Raw genomic sequence first — 22,588 nt, 5'->3', positions numbered from 1 at the left:
ATGGAGACCTTGGGAATCATCGGCATTGTCATCGCGATCGCGGTCGTCGTCATCATCATCGGCCGCTCTTCCGGCGGTCGCGGCAGCAGCAGCGGTCGCAGTCGCCGCCGCGGTTACGGCGGCGGGGGAGGCGGAGGTTCGGGTGGCGGCTGTGGTGGCGGCTGCGGCGGGGGCTGCGGTGGTGGCGGTGGCGGGGAGTGAGCGCACGAACCGGCTGTCGCCGGGCGCTGAACCGTCACAAGCCGCCCGGTTCGGTGCCCTTCTGTGGATTCTGCCGACGGGTGCCGAGGTATGGGCGGGCGCCGGGGTGGCCGATCTGCCAGTGGTCGGGCTTGCCGGCCGGGTAGACGACGGGGATCTGGTCGCCGGGGGAGGGCCACTGGTTCACGTCCCAGGCGAAGCGGCCGTACACCTCGTAGGCCACCAGCGATGGTCCGGAGATGCTGCCCGCGAGGGTGACGTACTGCTCGCCGGTCGCGTCCGGGCGGGGGCTCACGCCGGTGACGTACAGCGTCCCGGATTCCGGTTGCGGCATGGACGACGCGTCGCGGCCCTTGCGGAAGTACATGAGCAGGGCCACCAGGGTGCCGGCCATCAGCAGGACGAACGTGAGCTGCATGAGCATGTCACCCATGCTAGGCGGCTCGCCGGATCCGGCTCGCGGACGCAGTGTGGCGCGCGAGCCGGGCCACCTCACTGTGCGGTGAGCTCGGAGGTTCCCTCGGGTGTGCGGCGCAGCTGCCAGACGGTGGTGCGTTTGGTCTGGGAGCGCCCGTTGCCGCGGTCGATGAGCGGCCGGTTGGCGGTGGTGAAGATGAGTTGTGCCCCTTGGGTATTGGTTTCGGGGTTCTGGAAGAGTTGGATGAGGCGGTCGGCGGCCTCGGGGGTGAGGTGGGCGTCGATATCGTCGACGGCGAGCACACCACCGGCGTCGAGGGCGTCGAGCATGGGCGGGAGTAGTCGCAGCATGGCCAGGGTGGCGGTGGATTCGTCGGTGATGTCGAAGGCGGTGTCGATGCCTTCGTGCACGAGTCCCAGGCCGACGCCGCGCCGGGCCACCATGCGCGAGTACAGGGCGTCGCGGGCGGCGTAGAGGTTGGTGAGTTCACGCTGCAACAGCGTGACGGTGACACCGTGCTCCAGGAACAGTTCCTCGGCGTAGCTCGCGGAGCTGGTGCAGGAGTCGATTTCCTTTGTGGTGCCCGCGATGTCGTTGTCGAGGTCGCGCAGGTAGTCGGCGTACATGGGGTCGTCGGCGGGCAGCAGCAGATCGGTGATGCCGAGGTCGGCCGAGCGCAGCAGGGTGAGCATGCGCACGGCGTGATCGGTGGAGCGGGAGATGTGGCTGCCGACGCGATGCGCGAGTTCCTGCGGATCGGCTTGCCCGCATTGCACTTCCAGCAGGGACTGGAACCAGCGGTAGGCGGGCACGAGCGGTTCGGCGTACAGCTGCCCGGACAGGCTGAGCAGCAGGGCGTTCGGGCGCACCAGCGGCACCACCGCACCCAGTCCGTAACGGGCGGCCTCGAATTGGGGTCCGATGCGGATGTCGTCGCCGTCGCGTTCGTAGACGACGCGTTTGCGATTGTGCGGATGCGACCACAGCCATTCGGCGGTCACGTCGGCATTGTCGAGCCGGAATCCGTAGGTGTACGGGCAGCCCTCCGCTACGAAGTGCGCCACGAATTCGGTTGGGCGGTCCGCGAATCCGAGGTGCGGGGTGCGCACCGGCCCGGAGTAGGGATCCCATCCGGAGACGGAGTTGAGCACGGCGTCGCGCATCCGCTCGAGCGCATCCACCAATCCGGTCTTGCCGGTGGCGGCCGCGCCGTACACAGCGGTGACGGGGGTGGCAACCGGCCCGTTGCCACGGGTGAGCCGCAACTCCTGCGGCTCTGCGAGGGATCGGTGATTGGTCACCTGAAAACTGCGCAACACCCTCGACATCCTGCCGGTAGCGGGCCGGAAAGGCGACTTTCTCCTTTCGGACACGCATCCGAGTCTCGATAGCCGGATCCGGGCGTGTCTTGACGCGCAACCATATGGTTGCCTATTCTCGTTCATGCAACCACCAGGTTGCTCGACGAGAGGGATACACGGATAAGGTGCCCCGGTGGACGACATGTTCGAGGCCGACGTATTCAAGGCCCTGGCCGACCCGAGCCGGCGCAGGCTGCTCGACAGCCTCAACGACCGCAACGGCCAGACCCTGCGCGAACTCTGCGCCGGGCTCGACATGACCCGCCAGGCCGTCAGCAAGCATCTGGCGCTCCTGGAGGCCGCCAATCTGGTGACCACCCTGCGCCGGGGCCGCGAGAAGCTGCACTTTCTCAACACCGAACCCGTCAATGCCATCGCCGACCGCTGGATCAGCCGATACGACCGCGGGCGCGTGCACGCACTCGCGGACCTCAAATCCGCATTGGAGAGCGCGACCATGAGCGACGAATTCGTCTACACCACCTACATTCGCACCACGCCCGAGCAGCTGTGGCGAGCCCTGACCGATCCCGCCTTCACCAAGCGGTACTGGGGCGCGACCTTCGACACCGACTGGAAAACCGGATCCCCCATGACATGGGAGCAATCCGGTTGGGTGAGCAAGGATCCCGAACAGACGATCCTCGAATCCGATCCGTACCGCCGGCTCGCCTACACCTGGCACACCGTGGACACCGCCTTCGGCGAGCAATTCGGCTTCAGCGCCGAGGACACCGCGAAACTCATGGCCGAGCAGCGCTCCAAGGTGGCCTTCGAGATCGAGCCCGTCGGCGGCGAGATGGTGAAGCTCACCGTCGTGCACGATGGCTTCCAGCCCGGCAGCACCATGCTGCAGGGCATCACCGAGGGCTGGCCCGCCATCCTGTCCAACCTCAAGACCCTGCTGGAAACCGGTGACACCCTGCCGGATCCGGAGTTCACCGCCGAGGCGTAGCGGCGTCTCGCTTTGCCGCGGCGATACCAATAGGCTTGCGCCGTGATTTCCGGGCGGACAGTGGTCGACGGGCGTTTCGAATTGCTCGAGCCGCTCGGCAGCGGCGGTATGGGAACGGTGTGGCGGGCCTACGACCTCATGCTGCATCGCGAAGTGGCCTTGAAGGAGGTGCGCGCCGCCGACGCGGACGGCGCGCCCGGATCGGCCGCGGTGCAACGCGAACGGGTCCTGCGCGAGGCGCGGGCGCTGGCGCGGATCGGCCACCCGAACGTGGTGGCCATCCACCACATCGTGGATTCGCCCGCGGCCGAACATCCCTGGATCGTGATGGAACTCGTGCGCGGGCGCAGCCTCGCCGACCTGCTCGCCCAGGGCCCGCTCGCCCCCGCCCACGCCGCCTACCTCGGGCGCGGCCTGCTGGCGGCCCTGCGCGCCGCACACGCGGTCGGCGTTCTGCACCGTGACATCAAACCCGCGAACGTCCTGCTGCGCGAGGACGGTTCGCCGGTCCTCACCGATTTCGGCATCGCCGCCATCGACGGCATGAACGGCCTCACCTCCACTGGCAGCGTCGTCGGCTCCCTCGATTACGTTGCTCCCGAACGCCTTCAGGGTGAGGAGGGCCACCCCGCCTCCGACCTGTGGTCGCTGGCGCTGGTCATGTACGTGGCGGTCGAGGGCTATCACCCCATGCGCCGCGACACCACGGTCGCCACCCTGGCCGCCGTGCTGAAAGGCGAGGTCCCGCCGCCCGAACGCGCCGGCTCGCTGAATACGGTCCTGCGCGCACTCCTGACCCCCGACCCCAACCAGCGCCCCACTCTCGACCAGGCCGACTGGATGCTCGCCGAGGCCATGGGTGCGGCCGGATCCTTCGTCCCACCCCGATTCGATTCCGCACCTGGGCAATCCGCACCGCCCGGGTACCCGTCCGGGCCCCGATCCGCGCCCGCCTCCATCGGATCGCAGCCGGGGCGGCTGGATTCGGTACCGGCTACCCCGCAGGCCGCGTGGCCGGGTCCGGCGACCTCGGGACCATTTGCCGCCCAGGCGAACTCGCCACAGCCGGCGCCTTTCGCCCCGCAGCCCTCGGATCCGATGCCCCAGCGGGGGCGTAGTTTCGCCCCGTGGTGGATCATGGCAAGTTTCGCCGCGGCGGCAGCCCTGGTCGCCGCGGTGGTGTTCTGGCCGAAATCGACCGATTCACAGGCGAATTCGAATCAGCCCACGATCCCCGGCCAGCCATCGCTGGTGATCGAGCCGCCGGGCGGCGGACAGCCCGGCCGCACGACGACCGCGGCCACCACCGGCAAGTCCGCGGACCTGCTGACCGCGGACGGCATCCGTCAAGCGATCACGGCACTGGAGAAAGCCTGCGGTGGCAAGGAATTCACCGAGGCGACGTTCTATCCGGAGTACGCCAACGCCAGCGTTCCCGTCACCGGCAGCACCAAGAAATACGACTCCTACACCTACCGCAATGGCGTGGCCACCCGCCAGGGCCCCGGCGGCACCCGCACCGAAACCGGCACCGTCCGCCTGGGTGACATCGACTGGAGTATTCTCCCCGGCCTGTTGAAAGCCGCCGACGACAAGCTCAATGTCCCCAACCCGACCATGCGCTACGTCATCGTCGACTCCGCCTGGACCTTCAACGACGACAAGCCGACCATTCGCGTCTACCTCAGCGACGCCTACAACAGCACCGGCTACCTCGCCGCCAACCTCGACGGCACGATCGTCAGCGTCTACGCCAGCGAGTGAGACCGGTTGTGCCGCCTGCGGATCGCGTGGGCCCGACGCGATCGGTGTGTGCGGCAGCGGTATTCCCGACGTGGTTCAGGCGGCGGTGGCCTGGCGGACGATGATATTGCCGTAGGAGGTGCGGGCGTTCACCCGCACGGTGTTCTCCTCGCCCGAGCGGGTCGCCGGGGCGAGCTGGTTCTGCACGGCGCCGTGCAGGGTGGTCGAGGCCAGCTGTACCGCGCTGCCCGGCACGATCCCCACCTCCAGCTCACCCATCTGGGTCGCCAGATCGAGCACGCCGCGCGCGGCCGCGTCGACGCGGATATCGCCCTTGGCGGTTCTGGCGGTCACCGAACCGTGCGGGCGCTCGATGACGATGTCGCCCGCCGAGACCTCGAGATCGCACTCGCCGAATTCGCCCACGCCGGTGAGCCGGCCCATCGCGACCACGCCCCGCAACCGGGATCCGGCGGGCACCTCGATGCGCACCTCGATCGCGCCCTTGCCGCCGAACGGGCTGAGCCGACGGCTCGTCGGCATGTCCACGGTCAGCTCGCCGTCGGTGAACCCGACCCGGGTCTTTTCGGCGATACGCACGTCATCCTTCTTGGTCGCATCGGCCGGCCGGACCTCGACGACGGTGTCGGCGCGGTCGGAGGCGAGGACGACGACGTTCGCGATGGGCAGATCGACGGTGACGGCGATCGGCGCGGGCGTCTGGAATGTAGGCATGTCGTTCCCTGACTTTCTTCGGAAGTGAGTGCTGTTGCACCTGCGCTCACCACTGTACGTATATGTATACGTAGACGCAAGGGTGATGTGTCGGTGGTCTCTGGGAGGCTGGGCCAATGGATCCGGTGACCTTCTCCGACGCGGCGGCCTTCGACACCTGGCTCGAGGCCAATCACGCTGTGCCGGAAGGAGTCTGGATTCGCATGGCCAAAGCGGGCTCCGGCATCCCGTCGCTGACCAGTGACGAGGCGGTCGACGTCGGCCTGTGCTGGGGGTGGATCTCGGGGCAGCGCAAGGGGCTGGACTCGGAGTACTACCTGCAGAAATACGTTCCGCGCCGCCCGCGCAGCCACTGGTCGCAGGTGAATGTCGACAAGGTCGCCGAGCTCACCGCGGCGGGCCGCATGCGCGCCCCCGGCCTCGCGGAAGTCGCGGCGGCCAAGGCCGACGGCCGCTGGGCGGCCGCCTACCCCTCCCAATCCAGCTTCACCGTTCCGCCGGACCTCGCCGAAGCGCTCGACCGGCGCCCGGCCGCCCGGGCCGCGTTCGAGGAACTCGATCGCACCCGCCGGTACGCGATCGTGCTGGAGCTCCTACGCGCGCGCAGCGGGAAGACCCGCGCCACCCGGCTCGCCAAGGCACTGGCCAACCTCGAACCGCGCTGACGGTCGTGTCCGGTCAGGGTTCGACGGCCACCGGCAGGGTGCGCAGGCCCCGCAGGACCGGGCTGGGGATGCGGGTCGGGGTACCCGCGCGAGTGAGGCCCGGTGTGCGGCGGGCCAGGGTTTCCAGGGCGATGCGGGCTTCCAGGCGGGCCAGGGCGTTGGCGATGCAGTAGTGGATGCCGGTGCCGAAGGCCAAGTGGCCGTTGGTTTTCCGGTCCAGCTCGAAGGTGTCCGGGGCTTGCCAGTGGCGCGGGTCGCGGTGGGCCGAGCCGATGAGCGGGAGGACACGGGAGCCGGTGGGGATGGTGATGCCTTGGAGGGCAACGTTTGTCGTGGTCACGCGGAGGAGGGCTTGGGCGGGGCTCTGGTAGCGCAGGGTTTCCTCTACGGCGAGGGTTGCCTGGGTGGGGTCGGCGGTGAGGCGGTGCCAGGACTCGGGGTGGTCGAGCAGGGTGTCCATGGCATTGGCGATCAGGTTGGTGGTGGTTTCATTGCCGCCCACCAGCAGCAGCACGCAGAAGAGGATCAGCTCGAGGGTGGTGAGCGCGCCGTCGGCGTCGGGGGTGACGAGCAGGCTGATCAGGTCGTCGCCGGGCTTGCGGCGGCGCCGCCGGACCGTGCGGGCGAAATAGCGCGTGATGGCGAAGGCGCTGCGCAGCATGCGAAATGTGCTGCCGCCGGTGAGGAGTCCGTCGATCAGATCATCGGACCAGCGTTTGAAGGCGTCGCGGTGTTCGGGCGGGATTCCCATGAGTTCGGCGATCACGATGGTCGGCAGCGGGCCGGCCAGGTCGTGCACCACATCCACCGGCTCACCGCGCGCCGCGTGGGCGCACAGGGCGTCGGCGAGGTCGTCGGTGAGGGCGCGAATCCTGGTTTCCAGGGCGGCGATTCGGCGTGGGGCGAAGGCGCGGTTCACCTTCTTGCGCAATCGGGTGTGCACCGGGGGATCGCTGGTGAGGAGGGTCTCGGTCGGCAGCAGGCGTTCGACGGGCCAGGTCAGCCAGCGCGGTGGTGACATGCGCGGGTTGAACGGGTTGCCTGAGAAGGCTTCGGCGGCACCGAGATTCGAGGAGAAGCGGGTGGTGTCGCGCAGCGCGGTCAGCACGTCGTCGTAGCGGCTCAGGATCCACAGGTCGGGGTCGGGGCAGTGGTGGACGGGGGCTTCCTCACGCAGGCGGGCGTAGTGCGGATAGGGATCGGCGATGACCGCGGGATCGTTGAGATCGAATGCGGTGGTGCGGGTTTCGGCCATGATGGCGCTCCGTGCAATCAGCGGATGGATCTAGGGTGCCGCGCCCAGGGCGGCGCGCAAGGTGACGACCCACTGGCGGATGAATCGTTCCTCGTCGATATCCAAGGGGGGATCGTTGTAGATGCAGGTTGCGGCCCAATAGTTTTCGAGCGAGCCGAGCCAGATGGCCGCGATGGCCTCGATATCGCGGTCGTCGCCCGCCGATTTCGCGGCCAGCCAGTCGGCCAGGAAGCGCCGCGACCGCTCGAACAGTCGCGTTCGCGCCTCGGCCATGACGGCCGGGAACTGCTCGCTCTCCTTGGTCATGACGCGAATCAGATTGCGCCAGCTCTGCAACAGCACCAGCGAACCGCGCGCGATGAGAGTGAGTTCGGCGTCCAGATTGCCCAGCGACAGCATCGGCGCGAGCGCGAATCCGGTTTCGGCGGTGCCGATGGCGCGCTCGACGGCAGCGGCGAGCACCTGTTCCTTCGACCCGAAATGGGTGTAGAGGGCTCCGGAATGCGGTGACAGCCCGGCCGCCTCCTCGATGGCGGCCACCGAGGTTCCGGCGTAGCCCTTGTCGGCGAACAGTCGCAGCGCCTCATCGAGGATGCGGTCGCGAGTACTGTCCGCCACGGTTTCTCCAATCAAATGCTTGGATACCACCAGACTGCGCTTGGCCACTCGAATGATCCAGGGCCCGGCGGCAACTCGTCCGAAACCCGCCGTGCGCCCCCGCGTCCGAAGGTCTCGAATTTCCCTCGGAAGTGGGCACGACGTGCGGGAATGTCGCGCGGGACTGTCGGTGGCCTCGACTAGGGTGAGGGTTGTGAGCGAATCGGGCATCGAGATCACCCCGGCGAGTGGGGACGAGCGGGTCGAGTGGCAGCGACTGGCCGAGGAGGTGCGCGACCATCAGTTCCGGTACTACGTCCGGGACGCACCGATCATCACCGATGGCGAATTCGACGAGATGTTCCAGCAGCTCGTCGCACTGGAGGAAGCGCATCCGGATCTGCGCACCCCGGATTCGCCGACCCAGCTGGTCGGCGGCGGCTTCACCACCGAATTCGCGCCCGTGGATCACCTCGAGCGCATGTACTCCCTCGACAATGTGTTCAACGAGGAGGAGATGCGGCAGTGGATCGCCCGGGTCGAAGCCGACACCGGCGCGAACATCCACTACGTCTGCGAGGTGAAGATCGACGGCGTCGCGCTCAACCTCGTGTACGAGGACGGCAGGCTGGTGCGCGGCGCCACGCGCGGCGACGGGCGCACCGGTGAGGACGTCACGCTGAATGCCCGCACCATCGAAGACATTCCGCATGTGCTGACGCCCAATGCCGAATTCCCGATGCCGAAACTGCTCGAAGTGCGCGGCGAGGCGTTCATGACGCTCGAGGATTTCGAGGCGCTCAATGCCGCTATCGTCGCGGAAGGCAAACCGCCGTACGCGAATCCGCGCAATACCGCGGCCGGTTCCCTGCGGCAGAAGGATCCCGCGGTCACCGCGCGCCGCAAGCTCAAAATGATCTGCCACGGCTTCGGCCGCATCGAGGGCTGGGCCCCGGAATCGCAGAACGAGGCGTATCGCGCGCTGGCGGCCTGGGGCCTGCCGGTGTCGGCGCACACCGTCCGGGTGCAGGGCGCGGACGCGGTCATGGATCGCGTCAACTATTGGGGCCAGCACCGCCACGATATCGAGCACGAGATCGACGGCCAGGTCATCAAGGTCGACGAGTTCTCGCTGCAGCGCCGCCTCGGCGCGACCTCCCGCGCCCCGCGCTGGGCCATCGCCTACAAGTACCCGCCGGAGGAAGCCACCACCAAGCTGCTCGACATTCAGGTGAATGTCGGTCGCACCGGCCGGGTTACGCCGTTCGCGGTCATGCAGCCGGTGACGGTCGCGGGCTCCACGGTGGCCATGGCCACCCTGCACAATGCCTCCGAGGTCAAGCGCAAGGGCGTGCTCATCGGTGACACCGTCACGATTCGCAAGGCGGGCGATGTGATCCCGGAGGTGCTGGGCCCGGTGGCCGATGCCCGCACCGGCGCGGAACGCGAATTCGTCATGCCCACGCACTGTCCCGAATGCGGCACCGAACTCGCCCCCGAGAAGGAGGGTGACGCCGACATCCGCTGCCCCAACCAGCAGTACTGCCCGGCGCAGTTGCGTGAGCGCGTCTTCCACGTGGCCGGCCGCGGCGCCTTCGATATCGAGGCGCTCGGCTACGAGGCCGCCATCGATCTGCTCAAGTCCGAGGCCATCGCCGACGAGGGCGACCTGTTCTCCCTCGACGAGGACACGCTGCTCACCACGACGCTGTTCACCAACAAGAGCGGCACGTTGTCCGCGAACGGCAAACGCCTGCTGCAGAATCTGGAATCCGCCAAGGACCGCCCGCTGTGGCGGGTGCTGGTGGCCCTGTCCATCCGCCACGTGGGCCCCACGGCCGCACGGGCTCTGGCCTCGGCCTTCGGCAGCATGGATCGCATCCGTTACGCCTCCGCCGAGGAACTGGCCGCCACCGACGGCGTCGGCCCCACCATCGCGGCGGCCGTCGCCGAATGGTTCACCGTCCCTTGGCATCTCGATATCGTCGACAAGTGGGCGGCGGCCGGTGTCCGCATGGAGGACGAACGCGACGAATCCATCGAACGCAATCTGGAGGGCCTGTCCATCGTCGTCACCGGCTCCCTGGTGGAGTTCACCCGGGACGGCGCGAAGGAGGCCATCCTGATTCGCGGCGGCAAGGCGGCGAGTTCGGTGTCGAAGAAGACCGCCTTCGTGGTCATCGGCGATTCCCCGGGTTCCAAGGCCGCCAAGGCCGAGGAGCTCGGTGTGCCGATCCTCGACGAGGAAGGCTTCAAGAAGCTGCTCGAAGGCGGCCCGGAAGCCGTGCAGGGTCCGGAGGCCGTGAAGGATCCCGACACGGAGCAGTAGTGCGATGCGCCGAGGTGGGAATGGCCCGCCTCGGCGGGCGCGTTGTCCGGTGTCGAATGGTGTTGGGGGACAGGGGATAGGGATGGAGTTGTGGTGAGTGGTGCAGCACAGGCGCGTGTCGAGATCCGGGACGCCGCGCCGGAGGACTATCCGACCATCGGCGCTTTGACCGTCGACGTCTATGTCGGCGAGGGTCACGTCGACCCGCAGAGCCTGTACGTGGCCGAACTGGCCGACACCGCCACCCGCGCGGACTCGGCCCAGATCCTGGTGGCGGAGCACGAGGGCGCGGTCGTCGGTTCCCTGACGGTCGCCCGCCCCGGCACCCCCTTCGCCGATATCGCCCGCCCCGGCGAACTCGAATTCCGCATGCTGGCAGTGGCGAAGCAGGCTCGCGGCCTCGGCGTCGGCTCCTCCCTCATCCGCCGCGTCATCGATATCGCCCGCACCGAGGACTTCGACGCCGTAGTCCTCACCACCATGCCCACCATGCGCGACGCCCGCCGCATCTACGACCGCCTCGGCTTCCTCCATGTGCCCGAACGGGATTGGAAGACCATGGCCGGCACACCCCTGACAGTCATGCGCCTCGCCACGGGGTCCTGATCAAGATCATGGAGCTCTGATGGCGGGGATCCAGACAAATTCCCGCCACCAGAGCTCTCTCACCCGCTGTACACCTGCGCGCGTCAGAGGCTGCCACTGGTGCAGTAGGACTGGTCGCGGTAGGTGGGGTCGGGGCGGGGGTCGGTGCCGAATGTCCACTGGGAGATGGGGTCTGCGGGCTTCCAGGCGAGGCTGCCGTCCGCCAGTGCCACTACCTGGTGGATGTCGTTGGGCGAGTCGCCGGTGCTTACAGGGCTGGTGTTCATCGAAATGTCCTCCGGCTCTGTCGGTTTCAGCACCAGCTGGCCTGCGGGCGGCAGACGGTCCAGCCGGATCGGTCGGTCCGTGCGGTGGGGGTCCAGGTGGCGGCGCCGCTGTCGCTGGAGGTGGCGCGAGACGGGGATTGCGCCGGGGGAGTGCGGCTTTCGCGGAGGTTCTCGCGGTGTTGGTTCTGCCACACCGGGTTCGAGTCGGTGTGCATGTAGCCGAGGGGGTCGATGCCGTGCAGGCCGGCGGTGTCGGAGCTGGTGCGCGGGGAGCTGTCGAAGGCCGGGCCGCCGCGGGAAAGTGATTCCGCCGCAGCGGGTCCGGCTGCGAGGGTGGCGGCGGCCGCGGCGCCCACCAGGGGCAGCACGGTGTGGATCATGCGCCGGGTGCGGGTCGTCAGGGTCGATCGGTCGCGCGTGGTGGGCTCCATTGCCTTCTCCGTTCACCGAGGTGCTCGCGAACCGAGCACTCATCTACGTAGTCCAATAGTAGGTATCTACGTAGTTGGTTAGTAGAAGAGTTTGCTGAGAAATGTCAGCCCAGGACGGTGGCGATTATTCCGGCCAGATAGCCCAGCCGCGCCACCTCGGACGGCCGGAACTCCGGTCCGCCCGGACGGCCCAGCAGTAGCACCTTGCCGCTGTTGCCCAGTGGGGCGGCGGCCAGCTTGGTGTCCATGTCCTTCCAGAGCTGCGGCACCCAATCGCCTTCGGCGTCAAGGACTGCCGGCTTTTCCAAGGGCATCCACGGCGCGGAACCGGCCTGTGTGGACGGTGCGCTCTGGCTGCCCACCACCCGGTACGCCCCGGACGCGCCGATGTCGATCACCGTGCTCCAGCCGACGCGCAGCACTCGCGGCACGCCGTCGACGAGCACCTGCAAGCGATCGTCGCGGGCATTGGCCACCTGGTCGATGAGCTCGAGCTCGCGGTGGGTGTCCAGCATTCCGGAATACGGCCGCAGCGAATCCACCTGGACGTCGTGCAGGGATTCGGCCGCGGTGATCAGGGTGTCGGGGAGTGCGCCCGAGGGCACCTCCACCACGATGTCGTCGATCGCGAAACCATCGCCGCGTTCGACGACATCCAGCGAGAGGATGTCGGCGCCCACGGAACCCAGCGCGAGTGCGAGCGAACCGAGACTCCCTGGGCGATCAGGAAGTTGCACGCGAAGCAGGTATGACACGTGCTTCCTTCCTTTCCTTGTGCGACCACCGAAACTTTGGGACGGATACCCGAGTCAAGCAATACTTACACCCTCGGGAGGCGGTTATCGAATCGAACCGAACCGTGTGAGCCAGGCCACTTCTCCGTCACCGTCCCTATCGATGATGCCAGGTGTTCGCGACCGCTGTGACAGGCGGTCGCGCGCGCACCGGCGGGCGTGCGCAGGGCTGCGGACCGCCGCGCTCGGCGCGCCCATTAGGCTGTCGGTGGCCGAATCTCCATCTCGAACTGCCGAAAGGGGTCCCGCGGTGCCCGCCATCTCCAGGGACGAGGTCGCACACCTCGCCCGGTTGTCCCGGCTCGCTCTGACCGACGAGGAACTGGATCTGTACGCCGGTCAGCTGGATTCCATCCTGACCCACGTCGCCCAGATTTCCGAGGTCGCCGCCGCCGACGTCGCTGCCACCGCGTCCCCGAATCCGGCGACCAATGTGACGCGTCCCGACGTGGTGCAGCCCTGCCTGACTCCGGACGAGGCGCTGGCACAGGCGCCCGCCGTCGAGGAACAGCGCTTCATGGTTCCGCAGATTCTGGGAGAGGGCGAATGACCGACCTGACCAAGCTCTCCGCGGCCGAACTCGCGGAGAAGATCCACGCGCGCGAGGTCTCCTCGGTCGAGGTGACCGAGGCTCACATCCAGCGCATCGCCGAGGTCGACGGGGAGATCAACGCCTTCCTGCACGTCGCCGGCGAGCAGGCGCTGGTCACCGCTGCCGAGGTGGACCGCAAGGTCGCCGCCGGCACCGTGGATTCGGCGCTGGCCGGTGTTCCCTTGGCGCTCAAGGACGTTTTCACCACCACCGACATGCCGACCACCTGCGGGTCGAAGATCCTCGAGGGCTGGGTGGCGCCGTACGACGCGACGCTCACCACCAAGCTGCGCGAGGCCGGCATCCCGATTCTCGGCAAGACCAATATGGACGAGTTCGCCATGGGCTCCTCCACCGAGAACTCCGCGTACGGTCCGACCCGAAACCCGTGGGATACCAGCCGGATTCCCGGCGGTTCCGGCGGTGGCTCGGCCGCGGCGCTGGCCTCCTACCAGGCGCCGCTGGCGATCGGCACCGACACCGGCGGTTCCATCCGTCAGCCCGCCGCCGTCACCGCGACCGTCGGTACCAAGCCCACCTACGGCACCGTGTCCCGGTACGGCCTGGTCGCGTGCGCGTCCTCGCTGGATCAGGGTGGCCCGTGCGGTCGCACCGTGCTCGACACCGCGCTGCTGCACGAGGTCATCGCCGGCTACGACCCGCGCGACTCCACCTCCCGCAATGTGCCGGTGCCGCCGGTGGTCGCCGCCGCGCGCGAAGGCGCGAACGGTGATCTGCGCGGCGTGAAGGTCGGTGTGGTCAAGGAACTGCACTCCGACTCCTATCAGCCCGGCGTCATCTCCTCCTTCGACGCCGCCGTCGCGCAGCTGAAGGATCTGGGCGCCGAGGTCGTCGAAGTGTCCTGTCCGCACTTCGAATACGCGCTGCCCGCGTACTACCTCATCCTCCCGTCCGAGGTGTCCTCCAACCTGGCGCGTTTCGACGCCATGCGCTACGGCCTGCGTGTCGGCGACGACGGCACGCACTCGGCCGAACAGGTCATGTCGCTCACCCGCGAGGCCGGTTTCGGCCCGGAGGTCAAGCGCCGCATCATGATCGGCACCTACGCGCTGTCGGCGGGCTACTACGACGCCTATTACGGCCAGGCGCTCAAGGTCCGCACGCTCATCGCGCAGGACTACGACCGCGCCTACGAGCAGGTCGACGTGCTGGTCTCGCCGACCAGCCCCTTCACCCCGTGGAAGCTGGGCGAGAAGGTCAACGATCCGCTGGCCATGTACCTGTCCGACCTGTGCACGCTGCCCACCAACCTGGCCGGGCACTGCGCCATGTCGGTCCCGTCCGGCCTCAGCGCCGACGACGGCATGCCGGTCGGCCTGCAGATCATGGCTCCGGCCCTGGCCGACGACCGGCTCTACAAGGTCGGCGCGGCCTACGAGGCGGCGCGCGGCCCCATCGCCTGACCCGAAAAACCCTGCTACCGCACCCCTTTCACCTCCCGTATCGTCGGACGGTGAAGGGGGTGCGGCGTTTTTCCGGTCGCCGCTGCGATCAACCCGGCAGGTCGGTAGGCTGCACACTGGTTGGACTGCGGGCGAGGGGATCATGTTGCGGCACGGCGAAGTCTTCGCGGGGTACGTCATCGAACGCGAACTCGGCCGTGGCGGAATGGGTTCGGTGTACGCGGCGAGACATCCGCGACTGCCCCGGCTCATCGCGCTGAAACTGCTGCACCGGGACATGTTCGGCGATCACGAGACCCGGCTGCGCTTCGAACGCGAAGCCGATGTGGTCGCGCAGCTCGATCATCCGAACATCATCACCGTCTTCGACCGGGGCGCCGAAGGTGATCAGCTGTGGATCGCCATGCAGTACGTCGACGGCACCGACTGCGCCTCGCTCGATCCGCGCGAACTCGCGCCCGAACGCGCGGCCGACATCATGGTGCAGACCGCCGCCGCGCTCGATCACGCGCACGGGCGCGGCATCCTGCACCGGGATGTGAAGCCCGCCAATATCCTGCTGTCGCATTCCGCCGGGCCGGGTTCGGGCTTCAGCGAACGCGTGCTGCTCAGCGACTTCGGCATCGCCCGCGTACTCGACGGCACCGCGGGGCTCACGCGCACCGGAACCCTCAATGCCACACTGGCCTTCGCCTCCCCGGAGCAGCTGACCGCCGCCGAACTCGATCACCGCTCCGACCAGTACTCGCTGGCGTGCACCCTGTTCCGGCTGCTCACCGGGCGCGGCCCGTTCGACGCCGGCAATCTCACCGCCGTCATGCTCGGCCACATCCAGTCCCCGGTGCCCGCCGTCAGCGAGCATCGCGGCGACCTGCCGCCGGCCCTCGACACCGTGCTCGCCCGCGCCATGTCGAAGGATCGCGAGGACCGGTTCGCCTCGTGCAGTGAATTCGCGTGGGCTGCACGGGAAGCGGTCGCCGGGGCGGGGTACCCGTCGGGCTCGGGTTACGCATCCGCGCCGGGGTTCCCGGGTGCCGGCTCGACGCGCGGCTATACCACCCCCGGCTTCGGCAATGGGCCGGTCTCGACTCCCGGCTATCCCCACGGGCACAGCTCCACGCCGGGTTTCGCGACCGATCCGCTCCCGACTCCGGGGTACACCCACGCACCCGCGAGTGCGTCGTTCACCCCGCCGTCATCGGCTCCCGCGCCCGCAACCATGGTCGCGCCGGTCGGCCGTGCCCCGGAATCCGCTGCCCGTGACAGTGACTCGCACGCGCCCGGTGCCGGATCCCTCCCCGCGTCCGGTGCGGGGTCGCCGCGTCGGACCGACGTGCCCGAGGGCAGTTCGATCGAAGTGGAGACCGTGCACGGTTGCCTGCTCGGCGGCGCGGTCGGCGATGCGCTGGGCGCGCCGGTGGAGAGCATGCTGCTGCGAAACATTCAGCAGCGATACGGGATTCGCGGCGTCACCGGTGAGCGCGGCAGCTATCAGGGCGCGATTTCGGATGAGACCCAGCTGACCCTGTTCACCACCGAGGCGCTCATTCGCAGCTCGGTGCGCGCCCGAGCCCGCGGCATCGGCGGCGCGACTCTCGGCATGATCCAGGAGAACCTGCTCATCTGGTTGACCGGGCAGGGCACCGCCATCGCCGAGCAGCCGTTCGAACTGCGCAGCAGCCTCACCGCGTATCCGGAACTCATGCACTTCCGCGGCACCAGCTCCGCCACCGCGTCGGTCATGCGGCGGGTCGGCGAGCAGCGCAAACCGCGAGCGCTGCTCGGCACGCGCGGGAATCCGGTCAACGATTCCAAGGGCTGCGCGGCCGTGGTGCGGTCCGCGCCCTGCGGCTTCAGCGAATCCCTGGACCGCGCTTTCGAATTGGCCTGCGATGCCGCCGCGCTCACGCACGGCAATCCCGGCGGCTGGCTGCCCGCCGGAACCTTCGCCGCCATCGTCTACGGACTCTCGCACGGACTGGATCTGCGGGCGGCGGTGGATGCGGCGCGCACGGAACTCGTCCGGCATCGCGAACATGAGGAAACCGCGCAGGCCCTCGATGCGGCGGTGCGGCTGGTCGGCGACTACGCCCGCCTGGGCCGCCCCATGCCCGAACCGGAGGTTCTCCAGCAGCTCGGCGACGGCGTCATCGGCCCCGAAGCGCTGGCCATCGCCGTGTTCTGCGCCCTGTGCGCGGAGACCATCGGCGGCACCCCCGAGCAGATCTTCCGCAATGGAGTCCTGCTGTCGGTCAACCACTCCGGCGACAGCGACTCCACCGCCGCCATCTGCGGCGCGCTGCTGGGCACCCGGCTGGGCGTGCACGCCATCCCCGAGGACTGGCGCACCGGCCTGGACGCGGCGGCCGTCGTCGAACGCCTGGCCACCGACTTCTGCAAGGAATTCGGCCCCACCCCGCCCGCCGACAAATTCGGTGCCCCCACCGCCAACTGGCAGGCACGCTACCCGGGCTGACCCGCCACGAACGTGTGGAACGAAGCCACCGAAGGGAAACGCCAACCGCTGCGGGGGTTTCGGGGCGGCCGGTAGGCTGCAACCTGTTTCGAATTGCTAGGGGATCGGGGATGGTACGACGCGGGGAGATCTTCGCGGGCTATCGGATCGACCGCGAGGTGGGTCGCGGTGGGATGGGGGCCGTGTACGTGGCCCGGGATCCGCGGTTGCCGCGGTGGATCGCGTTGAAGCTGCTGCATCGGGAGATGTTCGGGGACACCGAGACTCGATTCCGGTTCGAGCGGGAAGCCGATGTGATCGCGCAGCTGGAGCATCCGAACGTGATCACCGTGCACGATCGGGGGTGCGAGGACGATCAGCTGTGGATCGCCATGCAGTTCGTGGACGGGACCGACTGCCATTCGCTGGATCCGCGGGAGGTGTCGCCCGAGCGGGCGGTGCAGATCATCATGCAGACCGCCGCCGCGCTGGATTACGCGCACGGGAAAGGGATTCTGCACCGGGATGTGAAACCGGCCAATATCCTGCTGTCGCCCACCGCCGGGGTGGGTTTCAGTGAGCGGGCGCTGTTGAGCGACTTCGGAATCGCTCGCGTGCTGGGGGAGACCGCGCATCAGCGGCTCACCGCCACCGGGAAGCTCAATGCCACCCTCGCCTACGCCTCGCCGGAGCAGTTGACGGCCGAGCAACTGGATCATCGGTCGGATCAATATTCGCTGGCGTGCACGCTGTTCCGATTGCTGACCGGGCAGGCGCCCTTCGAATCGCCGATGGTGGGGGCGGTGGTGCTGGGACATATCCAAGGCCGGCCGCCCGCAGTCAGTTCCATGCGGAGCGGACTGCCCCGACGTTTGGACGCGGTGCTGGCGCGGGCGCTGGCCAAGAAGCCGCAGGATCGATACGCCTCGTGCGCGGAGTTCGCGGCGGCGGCCTGGGAAGCGGTGACCGTCGGCGACCAGGCGTTCGCGAGCGTCCAGGCGCTCGTGCGCGGCGAGCCACCCGCGGATGACGAGTTGCGCATGGCCGGCGGGCCGCTCGCGGGCGTGGACGAGGCACCCGGGGACGCGGAGGAGCCGATCGTCGCGCCCGCTCATCCGAGCCGGCTGGATCGGGTGCACGGCTGTCTGCTCGGCGGCGCGGTCGGTGATGCGCTGGGGGCGCAGGTGGAAACCATGCTGCTGCGAAATATCCAACAGCGGTACGGCATCCGGGGATTCAGCGGTGAGCCGGACCAGTACCGAGGCCGGATCTCCGACGAGACGCAGATGACCTTGTTCGCCACCGAGGCGTTGATCCGCAGTTCGGTGCGGGCGCGCGCCTCGACGCGAGCACAGGCACGGGGCGTGGGAGTCGCGGCGGCCGGGCTGATGCAGGAGGGGCTGCTGGTCTGGATGCAAGGGCAGGGCGTGACCGTGCCCGAGCAGCCGTATCCGTTGCACAGCAACCTGACCATGTATCCGGAGCTGATGACCAATCGAGGGCCGACGCACACCACCGTCTCGGCCATGGAGCGGGTGGCCGCCCTCCGGCATCCGGGCAGGCCGCTGGGAACGCGCGGGCAACCCATCAACGATTCCAAAGCCTGTGCGGCGGTGGTGCGGGTCGCGCCCTTCGGATTCGGCGGATCGCCGGCCGAAGTCTTCGAATCGGCCTGTGATGCGGCGGCACTCACGCACGGCAACCCCGGGGGATGGCTGCCGGCGGGGACGTTCGCGGCGACCATTTTCGGGTTGTCGGAGGGCCTCGAGTTGCGCGCGGCGCTGAGCCGGGCGCGCACCGAGCTGGTACGGCACGACGGGCACGAGGAGACCTCGGAGGCGCTCGACAGGGCGATCTCGCTGGCGGGCGACACCGCGAAATCCGGTGGGGAGATGCCGGAGCCGGAAAGTCTGGAGCCGCTCGGCTACGGGGTGATCGGCCCGGAGGCGCTGGCCATCGCGGTGTTCTCCGCACTGTGCGCCGAGATCGTCGGGGGCGGGGCCGAGCAGGTGTTCCGCAATGGAGTGCTGTTGTCGATCAACCATTCCGGCGACAGCGATGCCACCGGGTCGCTGTGTGGCGCGCTGCTGGGCGCCCGATACGGCGTGCCCGCGATCCCCGGCCCGTGGGGCAGTCGTCTCGACGCGGCCGCCGTCATCGAACGGCTGAGCGCGGATTTCTGTCGCGAGTTCGGTGACGATCCACCCGGCGACAAGGACGGCGCACCCACCGACGAGTGGTGGCGCCGCTATCCCGGCTGAACCACACCGCTGCCCCGGACGAATCCCTGTGCGGGGCAGCGGGGTCCGAGTCAGCAGGCGCCCAGAGACGTGCCCTGATCGGTGCCGTAGCGGTGACCGTGACCGGGCGGGGCGTCCAGGGCCGCCAGCAGATCCGCACTGGTCTGCAGGAAGCTCACCACCGGAAGCCACTGCGGCACAGGGGCATCCGGCCGGGTGCCGGTGAGATCCGGTGCCTTCCACAGCAGCGACGGCGACCAGTGCACCACCGGGTCGGAGGCATTGGCGAGCACCGTCGCGCCGCTGCGATGCGCGGCCCCGGCGGGCGGTCCCGCCCACACCGCCGAGCAGGTGCGCCGATCCTGATCGGCCTCGTCGGTGAACACCGAACTCCCGCCGAGTGCGCCCAGGCTCTGCCCGTAGATGTGGAGCTTCGGCGGCTGGTTCATGCGCGAAAGTCGTTGCTCCACAGCGGTGAACAAGGCTTTCGCCGACTCCTCGGCGGCCTTGCGGCCGAAGATGAACGTCACCCAGCTGGGGGCGGCAGAGTATTGCAGCCCGACCACCGCCACATCACCGCCGAATCGTTCATCGATGCCCTGCACCGCACCCCCGTCGATCCAACCGGACCCGGTGGGGACCGCCACCACCAGATTCCGCCGGGCGAATCCGCCCGAGCGTTCCAACTCCTGAATCGCCAGCGCCACCCGAGAATTCAGATCGGGGGCGGAATGCAATCCCACATACACCCGCACCGCCCGCGCCGGTTCCCCCGCCACGAAACGCCGCCCCTGGGCTCCCAGCGATTCCCATCCGGCCACCGATTCCGGGCTGCCCGATCGGGTCGGTGAAACCGGCTGCGCCACTTCCGGATCCACATAGGCGTCGGCCGCCGCATAGGCGGCCTGCCGCCAGTCCACGACCGCGGGCACCACCATGAAATACCCGCTCAATGCCAGTGCGGTGCCAACGGCGATGCCGCGTGCTCGGCCCAATCGCCGTGCGCTCCAACGCAGTCCGCCCCACAATCCGGTAACCAGCCCCACCAGCAGGGTCGCGCTCACCATCCATCGCACCCAGTACCCCGGGCCGATCTGGGACACCCCCATCACGTCCCGCAATCTGTTCTGCCACTGCGTTGCGTGTACACCGGCCGCGATCACCAGCAGCACCGCCCCGAGGAATATGGCCGGCCGGTACTTCGCCGTCCGGGCGCTCGCATCGAAGCGCGTGCGCCGCAGCGCCATTCGCGTCACCCCGGCCATCGCGAGGCCCACCAGCACCAGCAGTGCGGTGAGAATCGCCTGCGCCAGCGGGGTGCGCGGCAACAGGCCCGGTGCCAGTGACACCAGGCACCCGAGCGCGATGCCGATACTCGTGCCCGCACGGGGCGCGAACCCGGTCCACGCGAATCGGCGACCGGCACCGCCCCGATCGGCCTCCGCTTCCTGCTTGTTCTGGACGACAATCGGTTTCGTCTCGACGAGGGTCATCACCGCTCCTTGCGGGTGTCGGACCGGCGGCGGGCGACCACCGCGCGGAGCAGAGCGAGCGTGAGAGTGGCCGCCGCGGCCAGCAGCGCGATCCGCAGCGGCTGATTGCCGTCCCCCGACTCGGAGTCGTCGAAGGCGGCCTCGTGCACCGGGACCCCGTAGTCCTGGCGAATGGAATTCAGGTCCACGGCGGCGGTCGCGATGCTCGCCATGACCTGGCAGCGGGTGCGGGACAGCACATCTGTCCGAGCCGAGCACGCCTCGTGCATGCGCTGCTCCAGCGCGGCATCGATGGACTGCCGGGCCCACGGCCCCAGCGGCTGCCCCTGCTCGGCCGCGTATCGCAGCAGGTCGTAGCCGAGATCGTGGGCCTTGCACGCCAAATCGAACTCGGCGGGCAGCGCGACGGGGGAGGAGCAGTCGCCGCCCGGATTCACCAGCAGCCCGTCCACCACCGCCGGCTCGTACCCCTCGACCTGCGCGAAATCGGCGGGAATGAACGCGATATCGGACTGCCCGCCGCTGAACTCCAGGACTGCCGTGCGCGCCGCCGCGTTCTCCTGAATGTCAGGGACGATGGCGGCGGCGTCGGCGGAAGGTGCGAAGACCACCGCGGTCGACACGACCAGGGCGGCGACGGCGGCGAACGGGAACGCTCTCATGATCGATGACGCTAGAAATCGGCCTCCGACCGGGGCGTCACGCTGCGGGGCCGTTCCCGCCTGGTCAGTCCGGGGTACCGGAGTGCGAACGCGATACCCGGGTAGGGGGTCGCAGATCACTCGGCGGTATGAGGTGCCCGCGCTGTTCGTTCTCTACCGTCGAGGTCATGGAAGGTACGTTGGCGAAGCGTGCGCGTCGGTTCACACCCCAGGTGTGGTTCGACGTCTTCACGGTGCTGGTGGCGATCGTGTTCATCTCGGTGGCGTGGCCCACCCTGCACCTCACCCACGAGGTGGCGGCCCCCGCCCAACCCTTGATCGCGGGCCTGGCAGCCTTCCCGATCCTGCTCATCCGCGTCAATCCCGCACTGGGATGGGCGGTTTCGGCCGGCTCGGCCCTGCTGATCGCCCTCGCCATCCCGAACACGCCGACCAATGCGATCCCCTTCCAGGTGGTCCACATCCTCTGCCTGTTCGCCCTGCTGGTCTCGGTGGCGATCACCGCCCCCATGCAGATAGTCCTGGTGGCCTGGCTCTCCTCGGCCCTGCTGTTCGGCACCACCATGTCCTCGGAGGGCGACTCCTTCGCCACCGCCGGCATGGGCTGGCCCCTGGCCATCACCGCCCTGGTCCTGCTCGGCCTGCTCATCCGCTGGCTGGTGGTCCAGCGCCGCGAACTGGCCAAACAATCCGAGGAAACCGAACTCGAACGCGCCCGCCGCACCATCCTCGAAGAAAAGGCCCGCATAGCCCGCGACCTCCACGACGTCGTCGCCCACCACATGTCCATGGTCGTGGTCCAAGCCCAAACCGCCCCCTACCGCATCACCGACCTCTCCCCGGAAGCCAAGGCCGAATTCGAGTCGATCGGCGTAGGAGCCCGAGCCGCCCTCAACGAAATCCGCGGCCTCCTCGGCGTCCTCCGCAGCGACGGCCAACTCCCCGAACACGCCCCCCAACCCACCGCCGCCGACGTCCTAACCCTCCTGGAAGGCGCGTTGCGAGCAGGCGTCCCCATCGCCTGGACCATAGAAGGCACCCTCGACTCCATCCCCGAAACCACCGGCCTGGCCCTCTACCGCATCCTCCAAGAATCCCTCGCCAACGCCTCCCGCCACGCCCAGGGCGCCCCCGTCAAGGTCCAACTAACCTGCGCTCCAACAGATCTCACCCTGGTAGTCACCAACGGTCACCCCCTCACCACCCGCCCCGACCACTCCACCACCGGCGGCAGCGGCATCTCCGGCATGCAATCCCGCGCCCAGGCCGTAGGTGGCACCCTCGTCGCCCTCCCCCTTCCTGACGGCGGTTTCGAAGTCCGCGCGCAACTCCCCCTCACCATGACAGTTCCCGCCTGACGGGGCTG

Annotated in this window: 21 protein-coding genes; 11 read left to right on the top strand and 10 right to left on the bottom strand. The window is 68.6% G+C overall.

What is annotated here, in order from left to right; all coding sequences use genetic code 11:
- Positions 1-201 (top strand): hypothetical protein, encoded by a 201-nt coding sequence (locus tag H0264_RS33495; RefSeq protein ID WP_181581249.1) that lies wholly within the window; start codon positions 1-3, stop codon positions 199-201.
- 34 nt (positions 202-235) lie between these two features.
- Here H0264_RS33495 and H0264_RS33490 read toward each other — a convergent pair whose 3' ends face one another.
- Both H0264_RS33490 and H0264_RS33485 read right to left on the bottom strand, forming a co-directional pair.
- Positions 236-625, bottom strand: coding sequence for a hypothetical protein (locus H0264_RS33490; RefSeq protein ID WP_181581248.1), 390 nt, complete (start codon positions 623-625; stop codon positions 236-238).
- Between the two features lie 68 nt (positions 626-693).
- Positions 694-1,947 (bottom strand): AAA family ATPase, encoded by a 1,254-nt coding sequence (locus tag H0264_RS33485; protein WP_244976024.1) that lies wholly within the window; start codon positions 1,945-1,947, stop codon positions 694-696.
- 175 nt (positions 1,948-2,122) lie between these two features.
- On the opposite strand from H0264_RS33485, the gene H0264_RS33480 reads away from it, so the two are divergent.
- Together H0264_RS33480 and H0264_RS33475 are read left to right on the top strand one after the other, a co-directional pair.
- On the top strand, positions 2,123-2,935 hold the full coding sequence (locus H0264_RS33480) for an ArsR/SmtB family transcription factor (protein ID WP_181586019.1): 813 nt from the start codon (positions 2,123-2,125) through the stop codon (positions 2,933-2,935).
- 42 nt (positions 2,936-2,977) lie between these two features.
- Positions 2,978-4,699: a serine/threonine-protein kinase gene (locus H0264_RS33475; protein ID WP_220139890.1), complete on the top strand. Its 1,722-nt coding sequence runs from the start codon at positions 2,978-2,980 to the stop codon at positions 4,697-4,699.
- A 75-nt stretch (positions 4,700-4,774) separates the two neighbouring features.
- On the opposite strand, the gene H0264_RS33470 is transcribed toward H0264_RS33475, so the two are convergent.
- A complete protein-coding gene (locus tag H0264_RS33470; protein ID WP_181581246.1) occupies positions 4,775-5,413 on the bottom strand; it encodes a DUF4097 family beta strand repeat-containing protein in 639 nt (212 codons plus the stop codon).
- A 116-nt stretch (positions 5,414-5,529) separates the two neighbouring features.
- Here H0264_RS33470 and H0264_RS33465 point away from each other — a divergent pair, with 116 nt between their 5' ends.
- Positions 5,530-6,078, top strand: a complete 549-nt coding sequence (locus tag H0264_RS33465) for a YdeI/OmpD-associated family protein (protein ID WP_181581245.1) — start codon at positions 5,530-5,532, stop codon at positions 6,076-6,078.
- Positions 6,079-6,091: 13 nt separating this feature from the next.
- On the opposite strand, the gene H0264_RS33460 is transcribed toward H0264_RS33465, so the two are convergent.
- Both H0264_RS33460 and H0264_RS33455 read right to left on the bottom strand, forming a co-directional pair.
- On the bottom strand, positions 6,092-7,333 hold the full coding sequence (locus H0264_RS33460; protein WP_181581244.1) for a cytochrome P450: 1,242 nt from the start codon (positions 7,331-7,333) through the stop codon (positions 6,092-6,094).
- Between the two features lie 30 nt (positions 7,334-7,363).
- A complete protein-coding gene (locus H0264_RS33455; RefSeq protein ID WP_181581243.1) occupies positions 7,364-7,951 on the bottom strand; it encodes a TetR/AcrR family transcriptional regulator in 588 nt (195 codons plus the stop codon).
- Between the two features lie 193 nt (positions 7,952-8,144).
- Here H0264_RS33455 and ligA point away from each other — a divergent pair, with 193 nt between their 5' ends.
- Together ligA and H0264_RS33445 are read left to right on the top strand one after the other, a co-directional pair.
- Complete coding sequence (gene ligA, locus H0264_RS33450) at positions 8,145-10,259, top strand: NAD-dependent DNA ligase LigA (RefSeq protein WP_181581242.1); 2,115 nt, start codon at positions 8,145-8,147, stop codon at positions 10,257-10,259.
- A gap of 93 nt (positions 10,260-10,352) precedes the next feature.
- Positions 10,353-10,865 carry a GNAT family N-acetyltransferase gene (locus H0264_RS33445; protein ID WP_181581241.1) on the top strand — a complete coding sequence of 171 codons (513 nt, stop codon included), beginning with the start codon at positions 10,353-10,355 and terminating at the stop codon, positions 10,863-10,865.
- Between the two features lie 83 nt (positions 10,866-10,948).
- On the opposite strand, the gene H0264_RS33440 is transcribed toward H0264_RS33445, so the two are convergent.
- The 3 genes from H0264_RS33440 to H0264_RS33430 form a co-directional block, all read right to left on the bottom strand.
- On the bottom strand, positions 10,949-11,131 hold the full coding sequence (locus tag H0264_RS33440) for a hypothetical protein (protein WP_181581240.1): 183 nt from the start codon (positions 11,129-11,131) through the stop codon (positions 10,949-10,951).
- A gap of 26 nt (positions 11,132-11,157) precedes the next feature.
- A complete protein-coding gene (locus H0264_RS33435) occupies positions 11,158-11,562 on the bottom strand; it encodes a hypothetical protein (RefSeq protein WP_181581239.1) in 405 nt (134 codons plus the stop codon).
- 104 nt (positions 11,563-11,666) lie between these two features.
- Positions 11,667-12,317, bottom strand: coding sequence for an ACT domain-containing protein (locus tag H0264_RS33430; protein ID WP_181581238.1), 651 nt, complete (start codon positions 12,315-12,317; stop codon positions 11,667-11,669).
- A gap of 289 nt (positions 12,318-12,606) precedes the next feature.
- Here H0264_RS33430 and gatC point away from each other — a divergent pair, with 289 nt between their 5' ends.
- The 4 genes from gatC (at position 12,607) to H0264_RS38350 (ending at position 19,088) form a co-directional block, all read left to right on the top strand.
- A complete protein-coding gene (gatC, locus tag H0264_RS33425) occupies positions 12,607-12,906 on the top strand; it encodes an Asp-tRNA(Asn)/Glu-tRNA(Gln) amidotransferase subunit GatC (protein WP_181581237.1) in 300 nt (99 codons plus the stop codon).
- The gene (gene gatA / locus H0264_RS33420; RefSeq protein ID WP_181581236.1) at positions 12,903-14,372 is read left to right on the top strand and encodes an Asp-tRNA(Asn)/Glu-tRNA(Gln) amidotransferase subunit GatA; all 1,470 of its coding nucleotides are present in this window, start codon (positions 12,903-12,905) and stop codon (positions 14,370-14,372) included. Before gatC ends, gatA begins: the two co-directional genes overlap by 4 nt.
- 142 nt (positions 14,373-14,514) lie before the next feature.
- Complete coding sequence (locus H0264_RS38355) at positions 14,515-16,848, top strand: ADP-ribosylglycohydrolase family protein (protein WP_220139889.1); 2,334 nt, start codon at positions 14,515-14,517, stop codon at positions 16,846-16,848.
- Positions 16,849-16,958: 110 nt separating this feature from the next.
- A complete protein-coding gene (locus tag H0264_RS38350) occupies positions 16,959-19,088 on the top strand; it encodes an ADP-ribosylglycohydrolase family protein (RefSeq protein ID WP_220139888.1) in 2,130 nt (709 codons plus the stop codon).
- Positions 19,089-19,138: 50 nt separating this feature from the next.
- Here the strand turns inward: H0264_RS38350 and H0264_RS33395 are convergent, their stop codons facing one another.
- Positions 19,139-20,560, bottom strand: a complete 1,422-nt coding sequence (locus H0264_RS33395) for an alpha/beta-hydrolase family protein (protein ID WP_181581235.1) — start codon at positions 20,558-20,560, stop codon at positions 19,139-19,141.
- Positions 20,560-21,222: a hypothetical protein gene (locus H0264_RS33390; RefSeq protein WP_181581234.1), complete on the bottom strand. Its 663-nt coding sequence runs from the start codon at positions 21,220-21,222 to the stop codon at positions 20,560-20,562. Before H0264_RS33390 ends, H0264_RS33395 begins: the two co-directional genes overlap by 1 nt.
- Positions 21,223-21,389: 167 nt before the next feature.
- Between H0264_RS33390 and H0264_RS33385 the strand changes: the two genes are divergently transcribed.
- Positions 21,390-22,580: a sensor histidine kinase gene (locus tag H0264_RS33385; protein WP_181581233.1), complete on the top strand. Its 1,191-nt coding sequence runs from the start codon at positions 21,390-21,392 to the stop codon at positions 22,578-22,580.
- The last annotated feature ends 8 nt before the right edge of the window (positions 22,581-22,588 follow it).

This window comes from Nocardia huaxiensis (assembly GCF_013744875.1).
In the GTDB taxonomy this organism is placed as follows: Bacteria; Actinomycetota; Actinomycetes; order Mycobacteriales; family Mycobacteriaceae; genus Nocardia; species Nocardia huaxiensis.
This window is presented reverse-complemented; position numbering and strand designations above follow the sequence as displayed.

Bases quoted from the DNA above. Each gene is read 5' to 3' on its own strand.
- H0264_RS33495 (WP_181581249.1), top strand. From the start codon at position 1: ATGGAGACCTTGGGAATCATCGGCATTGTCATCGCGATCGCGGTCGTC.
- H0264_RS33490 (WP_181581248.1), bottom strand. From the start codon at position 625: ATGCTCATGCAGCTCACGTTCGTCCTGCTGATGGCCGGCACCCTGGTG.
- H0264_RS33485 (WP_244976024.1), bottom strand. From the start codon at position 1,947: ATGTCGAGGGTGTTGCGCAGTTTTCAGGTGACCAATCACCGATCCCTC.
- H0264_RS33480 (WP_181586019.1), top strand. From the start codon at position 2,123: ATGTTCGAGGCCGACGTATTCAAGGCCCTGGCCGACCCGAGCCGGCGC.
- H0264_RS33470 (WP_181581246.1), bottom strand. From the start codon at position 5,413: ATGCCTACATTCCAGACGCCCGCGCCGATCGCCGTCACCGTCGATCTG.
- H0264_RS33465 (WP_181581245.1), top strand. From the start codon at position 5,530: ATGGATCCGGTGACCTTCTCCGACGCGGCGGCCTTCGACACCTGGCTC.
- H0264_RS33460 (WP_181581244.1), bottom strand. From the start codon at position 7,333: ATGGCCGAAACCCGCACCACCGCATTCGATCTCAACGATCCCGCGGTC.
- H0264_RS33440 (WP_181581240.1), bottom strand. From the start codon at position 11,131: ATGAACACCAGCCCTGTAAGCACCGGCGACTCGCCCAACGACATCCAC.
- H0264_RS33435 (WP_181581239.1), bottom strand. From the start codon at position 11,562: ATGGAGCCCACCACGCGCGACCGATCGACCCTGACGACCCGCACCCGG.
- gatA (WP_181581236.1), top strand. From the start codon at position 12,903: ATGACCGACCTGACCAAGCTCTCCGCGGCCGAACTCGCGGAGAAGATC.
- H0264_RS38355 (WP_220139889.1), top strand. From the start codon at position 14,515: ATGTTGCGGCACGGCGAAGTCTTCGCGGGGTACGTCATCGAACGCGAA.
- H0264_RS38350 (WP_220139888.1), top strand. From the start codon at position 16,959: ATGGTACGACGCGGGGAGATCTTCGCGGGCTATCGGATCGACCGCGAG.
- H0264_RS33395 (WP_181581235.1), bottom strand. From the start codon at position 20,560: ATGACCCTCGTCGAGACGAAACCGATTGTCGTCCAGAACAAGCAGGAA.
- H0264_RS33390 (WP_181581234.1), bottom strand. From the start codon at position 21,222: ATGAGAGCGTTCCCGTTCGCCGCCGTCGCCGCCCTGGTCGTGTCGACC.
- H0264_RS33385 (WP_181581233.1), top strand. From the start codon at position 21,390: ATGGAAGGTACGTTGGCGAAGCGTGCGCGTCGGTTCACACCCCAGGTG.